This is a genomic window from Bacillus sp. V59.32b (assembly GCF_003429085.1).
Classification (GTDB): domain Bacteria; phylum Bacillota; class Bacilli; order Bacillales; family DSM-1321; genus Peribacillus.
Map to the genome: position 1 here is coordinate 1 of NZ_QVTC01000101.1, position 8,426 is coordinate 8,426.

Sequence of the window (8,426 nt, forward strand, 5' to 3'; positions counted from 1 at the left end):
GCCGGGCCAGTATAAACGGTTCTGAAACCTTTCGCATCACTTGGATCATCAGAGAAGCTAACTTGCAATTCATCACGGCGCTCATAGTTGAAATATAATGAACCTTTTTCACCGTGAATTTCAAAAGTCAGGAAGTTATTGCGTCCCCATGCATTACGGGTTGCTTCAATGCTGCCAATGGCTCCGTTTTCAAATTTCAGCATCGTCATGAATTCATCGTCAACGTCCACGACATCTTTAGGAACATCCGCTTCCGCTTTCACTGTGCCTAATTTATCCGTACCGCCTGATTGGATTGGTCTTTCGGGAATCCATGTTTTTGCCATAGCATTAACGTCTGAAATTTCACCGACAAGGTAACGGGCAAAGTCAATGACATGTGTTCCAATATCACCTAGTGCCCCAGAACCGGCAATTTTTTTCTTGAAACGCCATGATAGAGGTGAGTTAGGATCTGCAGACCAGTCTTGCAAATATGTCCCACGGAAGTTTAGAATTTTACCAATTCTTCCTTCTTCTATATACTTTTTAGCAAGGGCAACTGCAGGCGTTCTTCTGTAGTTAAAAGCGACCATATGCTTGACACCGGCTTGATTTACCGCATCCAACATTGTTTTTGCTTCTTCGGCTGTTCTTGCCAACGGTTTTTCAGAAATAATGTGTTTGCCGGCTTTAGCCGCGGCAATCGCGATTTCAGCATGAGAATCATTTGGAGTAACGATATCGATAATATCGATGTTAGGGTCTTCGACTACTTTTCTCCAATCAGATGAGTAGTTTTCAAATCCCAATTTATTCGCTGCATCCTGAGCTAATTGATCATTAACATCGACTAATGTGTGGCGATGTGGAATCGCTGGTGCCGGCCAAAAGAACATCGGCATACCTGCATACGCAAGTGCGTGCGCTTTCCCCATAAATCCTCCGCCAATCATACCTATGTTTAATTTTTTCATGTTAAAGTCCTCCTTTAAATTAAGTAGCATATAAAAGTGTTTTTGTTTCTATGTTGTTACTGCTATTTTTAATCAGCGCAAAATTAGAAGCGCTTTCATGAATGATATGAAACTAGTAAGTATAACAGTGAGTGTGTGCTGATATTCCATCAACATGAATTCTAGTTATTGGAATCAAGCTTTGATAGAAATTGATGGCTAATTTCAGCGCCTTTTTTCGGATCGGGATAGCTATCTAGTTCAACAGTGATCCACCCGTCATAATTTGCTTCATTTAATATTTGAATCATTTCATTAAATTTTTGATGTCCTTCTCCAAGTGGCAAGAACTCACCATTTTGATAGTCCTTTAAATGAACATATTTGATGCGATCTACATATTTTCTAATGACTTCTACCGGATCTCCACCGCCTGCTTCAATATGGGCCGTATCCGGAACTAAATTAATCCTTGTTAATGGCATTAATTTGTCCAACTGATCAGGTGCTTGAACATTTGTACCCATATGTGGGTGATAACTTGCGATCAGGTTATATTTCTCCGCTATTTCAACTATTTGATTTAAAGCATTGCCCATCTCAGTGTAGTCGCTTTCCAATATGCCATTCGCACGGATGGCCCCACCGCCTATTACAAGATGTTCAGCGCCTAGATCAGAAGCTAACGATGCAACTTCTTCAATTTTGATCAATTCTTCTTCCAAAATATCCGGGAAAATAAAATTCCCGCCTGTATACACTCCGATAAAGTCGAGAGAGTAATTCTCCAGCAATGCTTTGAATTCTTCTTTTTTCTCTTTATATTGCATCAGATTTCCATCAAATAATTCAAAGCCCTTATATCCCGCTGCACTAATATCCTTTAATGCTTCTTCAGTAGAACCATTGGCAAGGTAATAGCTGTCTTTCACCGATGTTACTCCTCCTGGGTGTCCGACAACGCCTCCCCATGTGTTTGTTTGATATCCTAACTTCATATTAATCCCTCCATTTATAAGAGTCATTGTATGTTGGTATTTCAGACCATTCTCCTTGAACACAACCACCTCCTCAAAAGCTAAAGGATTCTGCTATTTTATAATTTTCGAGAGTAAGAACCGTTTTACTATTAAAAATGACATAAGATGTAATCGATTACAAATCTAGTTAAATATTTTATGCCTCTTATGGAATTAACCTTAAAGTATCTCAATTTTAATGACCATAGAGTAAATCATTTATGTAATCGATTACATACATAGTAAAATAAAAAACTCTTTTTTCCTTGATTTTACTAGTATATCAAGTAGTACCTTACACGAATTATTGTAATCGATTACATTCAGAATTGCAACTTTAAACTTTTAATATTTTATCGAAATTATAAAAGCAAACTATTATTCTTCCATGATGAAAACTTTGCATGATGGGTTTGTCCACACCTAAGATTTATCTGGCATCTCTATCTTTGTAGGGTACTGTGTGATAACGGCCGGACAGTAGAGCACGGCTTAGTATCAAATGTTTGAGGGATTCAGAGTTTGGGATTCATTTGGTGAAGGAAGAAACAAACGCTGTTTGAACTAATGGACTAAGGCTGTCGGAGTAGAGCCGGCAGCCTTTCCCTTTAGATGTTTATAACACTTAAATTAAATCTTGAATTTCGTAAATGTCAGCTGCAGATTCTCTGCAAGATGGGATAACGCTTGTGCGGATGATGAGACTTCTTCCATTGTTGCCAAGGATTCCTGGCTTGCGGATGCCGTTTGCTGGCTCACTGAAGCACTTTCCACCCCTGTTCGGTTGACGGTATCCATCGAATCCACGATCAGTTGGCTGCCTGCTGACATTTCCTGTACGGAAGCTGCAACCTCTTGTACCTTTCCGGTAACGCTTGTCACTGCTGTCTCTATTACCGAGAATGCTTCACTCACCTGTTCGGTGACAGAAACCCCCTCTTCCACTTTTTCCGTTCCGCGGTTCATGGAAGCCACGGCATTTTCGGTTTCTTTTTGAATTTCTCCAATCAATTCCGAAATGTGCTTCGCTGAATTAGCCGATTCTTCGGCGAGATTCCTTACTTCATCAGCCACTACCGCGAATCCCCGTCCTGATTCACCGGCACGGGCTGCCTCGATGGCCGCATTCAAAGCAAGCAGATTCGTCTGGCTGGCAATTTGGGTGATCATGTCCACAATGGATCCTATTTCTTTGGAGTGGTTGCCAAGTAATGTGATAATAGCAGCTGTTTCTTGGACAGCCGTTTTAATATCATTCATTTGCACCCGTACTGAATCGACTGCTTGTATACCTTCAGAGGACGCGTGTGACGCATTTTCTGCAAGACTCGACACTTCCTCACTATTTACGGCAATTTGTTCAATTTCAGCTGACATCTGATTGACTGCAGTAGCAGTATCGCTCACAGACTTCATTTGGTCCTCTGTACCTGCTGCTAACTCCCCGGTTGCCGAGGCAATTTGCTCTGTCGCCTTTGTCGTTTGTTCCGCACTCGCAGTCAATTCTTCGGAAGATGCTGCCACCTGGATGGCCGCATCCCTCACTTGCGAAAGGATTGTACGTAAATCATAGACCATCTTATTTGTGGCGAACGTAAGCTCCCCAATTTCATCTTGTGATTTAACCTTCATTTCTTCTACTGTTAGGTCTCCTTCAGCCACCTGGGTGAGCGCCTTTGACACCGTTTGGATCGGACGTGAAATTATCCTGGTAAGAACAATTCCAATCAATATAGCAGCAACGAAAGCGATTATGCTAAGTACCGTTACCAAAACAATGGAAGAGTCAACCTGACCGCTTGTTTCCCGGGAAACTGTATCCATCGTTTCTATTTGACGTTCGGAAATAATGTTAGCTTTTGGAGATAGTTTCTTGCCGGTTGGATAAATTTCTTTGATAAAAAAATCAGCAAGAGCTTGTTTGTCATCCTGTGGCATGTCGAGTAACTGTTCATATTTGGTACGGAATTGCGCATTTAAATCTTCAAGTTCTCTTAGCGTTTTTCGGCTATCTTCCGTTTGAACCATTTTGCTTGTTTTGTTAATCAATTCAACCATATCGGAATTTGCGGTTTTCAAATTATCGAGAAACTGTGTTTCCCCAGTTATTATGTACCCACGCAAGTTAGTAGTTTGTTCCAACGATTTGGCCTGCATATCCTTGGCGTTGAATGCAATGGCCGCCCTCCTATCAATCAGATCCGAATAAGCACGATCCGTCTTAATCAAAGAATAATAGAAAATCCCGCTTGTTACCCCGAGCATGATGGCAACAGTCAGAAAGCCGAAAATCAGTTTTTTCCCTAGCGTAAGTTTCAATGTAAGTTCCCCTAACCATGATGTAGTAATAAAAGAATATATAGTTAAGCCTACAAGAATTTAACAATACTGTATCTAGGGGAATTCCCTGATTCTCTTGGGAGAGAATCCCTGAAAATTTTGTCGAAAATTATCGAAAGGGAACTGCTACTGAAATTCCTAAAGTTTTTTTACCTTGATCGGGCTCACCATCAATAAAGCAAGGGCGATTGTTATGTATGGATTACTGTAAAAAAATATTCCCATACTAGCCATGATAAGTCCTGCGAATGTAATAGGAACACCAATAAAATAGCCAATTGTAGGCCTGGCATTAAATCGCGCTAATCTTAAAGCTCCCATCGCAGGATAAAGCATAAAGGCAAAAGAAGTTAACCATGTATGGGAAGTCAGTGTATAAAATAGCAAAATCGGTGCAACCCCGAAACTGATGATATCTGCTAAAGAGTCTAATCCAACCCCCAATTCACTATTAACTTTTAATCTGCGTGCAATCCTGCCATCCAGTAAATCTAAAAAAGCTGCGACGAAGATTAAAACGGCTGCCAGGCGCAAATATCCATTCATATTTGAGGTAATCGAAAAAATACCGCATAGTAAATTTCCCATTGTAAACAAATTTGGGAGTACCATAGCCAGTCGATTGAACAAAATGGAACCACCTTTCAATAAAGGGAACATACACTAACCTTTTTACTATCTTACCTACTACTTTCCTTTATATACCTTAGTTAATAATTTGAAAACCAAGTTCGCTCTTTAAATATTTATTTCAAACAAAAAAGAAATTCCCATCATATTTGATGACAGAAATTTCTTTTTCTCCATTTTTATTATTTTACTGTCGCTTCATATAATTCTACATGCACAGGTTCAAGTAAAACACGTTGCACATCGTTGGCAAAATTTTTGTAATGTGAAGTTTCCTCGTGCTCATCGATAGCAGTTTGATCCTTCCATTTCTCTAAAAATACAAAGTTATTTGGTTGTTCAGGATCTTCATAGAATTGGTAGCTGATATTTCCGGTTTCAGCTTGAGATGGTGCGGTTACTTGTTTAGCCTGTTCAAGAAATTCATTGCGGCGTTTTGGGTCAACTTTAAGAAATGCATGAATGATAATCATAGTTCAGTTCTCCTTGGACAGTTATTGAGAAAAACAATATCGGATTTTTTTATAAATTTTTAACGATTTCTTTCATATGGTGGATTGATTGCTTAGTAAATTCATCAAAAATATTACTTTCACCATGTAGTTTTGAAGCAATATATGGATTAGAAACGGCTGGTAGAAATTCCATTGTTATATAGCCGCTATATTTTATGTTCTTTAGGAATGATAGTATCGGTTTAAAGTCTGTCTGTCCCAAACCAGCAGCTTCACGTGTGTTATCTGCAATATGGACATGTGCAAGATAGGGCTTAATTTTGATCAAAGCATCCTTCATGTCACGTTCTTCTAAACTCATATGGAATAAATCAGCCATCATTTTCACACTTTCTACATCAACTTCTTCGACAAATCTTAGTGCTAGAGTCAAGTTAGAAACAAGGTAAGTTTCATAACGGTTTAATGCTTCAATCGCAATAGTGATTCCATTTTCTTTGGCATATATTCCTGCCTCTTTGACACTTGAAACCGCATTATTCCATTCTTCCTCTAAATCTGTTTCTGGACTTACTTTTCCTACACAGGTCGGAACAACAATTAAGGTGGATGCACCAAGGGATTTCGCCAAATCTATGGATTTTTTCACATACTGTACAGCGTTGTTTCTAATTTTTTCGTTTGACGAAGAAAGGTCTCTCTCGGGATTGAAAATGCCACAAATTGAGCTGCATTTCATGTTATATTCCTGTAATAGCTTCTTCGTAATTTCAAGATTTATAGAATCAGGTTCACCAGCTAATTCTACACCATCGTAGCCATATTTTTTTAGCCTCTTTAAACTTTCTTCTAGAGTCTCGTCACCGAATATCCACTGTGTAACACTATATCTAAATATTCTAAACCCCTCCTCATTGTTTACTTATGTAAATTTCAATCTATTAATTTGGCTAGCTATGCATTTAAAAGGGATAAAAGAGGAACTGTAAAATTCCACTATTACCCCTTCAAGAATCACTCATTAACCTTCTATGTTTACCAAGATTTTGATTGTATCTTTGTTTTTATCTGCTTCTTTAATTCCATCTTCTAAATCATCTAAAGAAATTGTCTTACTGATGATATCGTTAGGATTGAATCGCTTTGATGAAATGAGTTGTATTGCTTTAACCCATGTACTATAAGTACCTGCATATGAGCCTACTATTGTCAGCTCTTTACTATAAATTTCAAACGGCTTAATTTCCAAAGTCTGGTCAGCAGGAGCAGCACCGTACGCAACCAGAGTTCCGCCTCTTCTAACCATTTGAAAAGCTTGCTTGTATGTTGGCATTGCGCCGACAACCTCAAATACCACATCAGCCCCTCTTCCTTCTGTAAGGCTCAACACCTCTTGAATTGGGTCTTTTTCCGAAGCATCAATGACAACGTCAATGCCTAGTTCTTTTGCTTTCTGTATACGTGCTTTATTCATCTCGGATATGATAACTCTGCTGGCACCATTTAACTTGGCCATAATTGCATGAGCCAGTCCCATTGGTCCAGCCCCGATGATCGCAACAGTATCTCCCATATTAACATTGGCTCGCTCTTGGCCCCTTATCACACATGCCAATGGTTCGATGTATGCCCCTTCTTCCCAAGACATGCCAGCAGGTAATTTATAAACATTATTTTCAGGAGCTTTAAGGTATTCTGCAAACGCTCCATCGATATGGACACCAAGCTGAGTAATGTTCTCACAAAATAGTTTTTGTCCGGTACGACAGAAGTAACAATTTCCGCAGCTTATATTAATGTCAGCTGTTACACGTTCTCCAACAGTCACACTAGTCACTGCTGATCCAACTTTAACAACTTCACCAGAAAACTCATGGCCTTGTATTAGGGGCATAGGCGCAGGAAAATGTCCGTTATAAATATGTGGGTCGGTTCCACATATTCCACAAGCTTTCACTTGTATTAGCACCTCATTATCCTTTATTTCCGGAACGGGTACATTCTCAATTCTCAAGTCTTGTGAGGCATGTGTAACTGCGGCTTTCATCTCTTTTTTAATAAAATTCCCTTCTACACCCAGTACAGCATTCTTTGTGTCCTGTGCCATCATACTTCCTCCTTAAATAATTTTTTTAGGAAAACGATTGACTCTTCAGTGTACTGATCAAAGAACTCTTCACATCTTGTACCATTAAATGGATCAGCAAAGGGGGGTAAAAGTTCCATAGTTAAATATCCGCTGTAGTTTATATCCTTTAGTGCTTTCGCTATTGGTTTGAAATCAATATGCCCTCTTCCAGGTGCGGCTCTATTACTATCGGCAATATGAAGATGATATAATTTATCTCCAGCCAATCGAATTGCATCAGCAATATCTACCTCTTCAATATTCATATGGTACGTATCACCCATACACCCAACACTCGGTAAATCTATCCGATTGACTAGTTCAAGAGATTGCTCCATTCTATTAATTAAATAATTTTCATATCGATTCCATGGTTCTATTGTTATTCTAACACCGTGTTCGCCCGCATATGTGCCTGCCTCTCTAATACCTTCGACAGCCCAGGAAAGTTCAGTTTCCCTGTCTGCCTCTTGATAAATTTTCATACAGGCAGTTGGTGTTAATGAAATGCCCTTTGCGCCGATTGTGCTTGCAAAGTCAACACAGCTTTTAATATAATCAACAGCATTCCTTCTTATTTGTTTGTCACTTGAGACTACATCTCTTTCAGCATTATAGATAGCGCAAATTGTAGAAGCAGCGATATTATGTTTGCTAAGTAGTTCCTTGATTAACCCCGTATCCATCTGTTCAGGTTCCCCAACAAATTCTACACCGTCATAACCGAATTTTGATAAACGCGCAATACTCGTTTCAATACTTTCACCTGAATAAACTAGTGTATTGTAACCGTACTTAATCATTTTCCTCGCTCCTTATTATCAATTTTGGTTTTACTGTACAAAACATAACAGCATTCTTAATTCTTAATTGCCTTACGTCCAAGTGCGACAGCTAAAATGATGATTAATCCGCGCAC

At 39.2% G+C, this 8,426-nt stretch carries 8 protein-coding genes and 1 pseudogene; all 9 read right to left on the reverse strand.

Going from position 1 to position 8,426, the window contains the following annotated elements:
* Positions 1-956: Gfo/Idh/MocA family protein (locus D0463_RS18295; RefSeq protein ID WP_133299588.1), on the reverse strand; the 956-nt coding region annotated here is incomplete at its 3' end.
* Positions 957-1,117: 161 nt separating this feature from the next.
* Positions 1,118-1,933 carry a sugar phosphate isomerase/epimerase family protein gene (locus D0463_RS18300; RefSeq protein ID WP_117308792.1) on the reverse strand — a complete coding sequence of 272 codons (816 nt, stop codon included), beginning with the start codon at positions 1,931-1,933 and terminating at the stop codon, positions 1,118-1,120.
* 651 nt (positions 1,934-2,584) lie between these two features.
* A complete protein-coding gene (locus D0463_RS20475; protein ID WP_483295752.1) occupies positions 2,585-3,532 on the reverse strand; it encodes a methyl-accepting chemotaxis protein in 948 nt (315 codons plus the stop codon).
* Positions 3,533-3,541: 9 nt separating this feature from the next.
* Positions 3,542-4,273 (reverse strand): annotated as a pseudogene (locus D0463_RS20480) (CHASE3 domain-containing protein); the annotation flags it as partial.
* Positions 4,274-4,432: 159 nt separating this feature from the next.
* Complete coding sequence (gene pssA, locus D0463_RS18310) at positions 4,433-4,906, reverse strand: CDP-diacylglycerol--serine O-phosphatidyltransferase (RefSeq protein WP_483295753.1); 474 nt, start codon at positions 4,904-4,906, stop codon at positions 4,433-4,435.
* 200 nt (positions 4,907-5,106) lie between these two features.
* Complete coding sequence (locus D0463_RS18315) at positions 5,107-5,397, reverse strand: putative quinol monooxygenase (RefSeq protein ID WP_117308788.1); 291 nt, start codon at positions 5,395-5,397, stop codon at positions 5,107-5,109.
* 49 nt (positions 5,398-5,446) lie between these two features.
* Positions 5,447-6,277 carry a sugar phosphate isomerase/epimerase family protein gene (locus D0463_RS18320; protein ID WP_117308789.1) on the reverse strand — a complete coding sequence of 277 codons (831 nt, stop codon included), beginning with the start codon at positions 6,275-6,277 and terminating at the stop codon, positions 5,447-5,449.
* A 123-nt stretch (positions 6,278-6,400) separates the two neighbouring features.
* A complete protein-coding gene (locus tag D0463_RS18325; RefSeq protein WP_160118477.1) occupies positions 6,401-7,486 on the reverse strand; it encodes a zinc-dependent alcohol dehydrogenase family protein in 1,086 nt (361 codons plus the stop codon).
* Positions 7,486-8,310, reverse strand: a complete 825-nt coding sequence (locus D0463_RS18330; protein WP_117308791.1) for a sugar phosphate isomerase/epimerase family protein — start codon at positions 8,308-8,310, stop codon at positions 7,486-7,488. The genes D0463_RS18325 and D0463_RS18330 overlap by 1 nt, the downstream gene beginning before the upstream one ends.
* Positions 8,311-8,426 lie beyond the last annotated feature (116 nt).

Bases quoted from the DNA above. Each gene is read 5' to 3' on its own strand.
- D0463_RS18300 (WP_117308792.1), bottom strand. From the start codon at position 1,933: ATGAAGTTAGGATATCAAACAAACACATGGGGAGGCGTTGTCGGACAC.
- D0463_RS20475 (WP_483295752.1), bottom strand. From the start codon at position 3,532: ATGGTCTATGATTTACGTACAATCCTTTCGCAAGTGAGGGATGCGGCC.
- pssA (WP_483295753.1), bottom strand. From the start codon at position 4,906: ATGGTACTCCCAAATTTGTTTACAATGGGAAATTTACTATGCGGTATT.
- D0463_RS18315 (WP_117308788.1), bottom strand. From the start codon at position 5,397: ATGATTATCATTCATGCATTTCTTAAAGTTGACCCAAAACGCCGCAAT.
- D0463_RS18325 (WP_160118477.1), bottom strand. From the start codon at position 7,486: ATGGCACAGGACACAAAGAATGCTGTACTGGGTGTAGAAGGGAATTTT.
- D0463_RS18330 (WP_117308791.1), bottom strand. From the start codon at position 8,310: ATGATTAAGTACGGTTACAATACACTAGTTTATTCAGGTGAAAGTATT.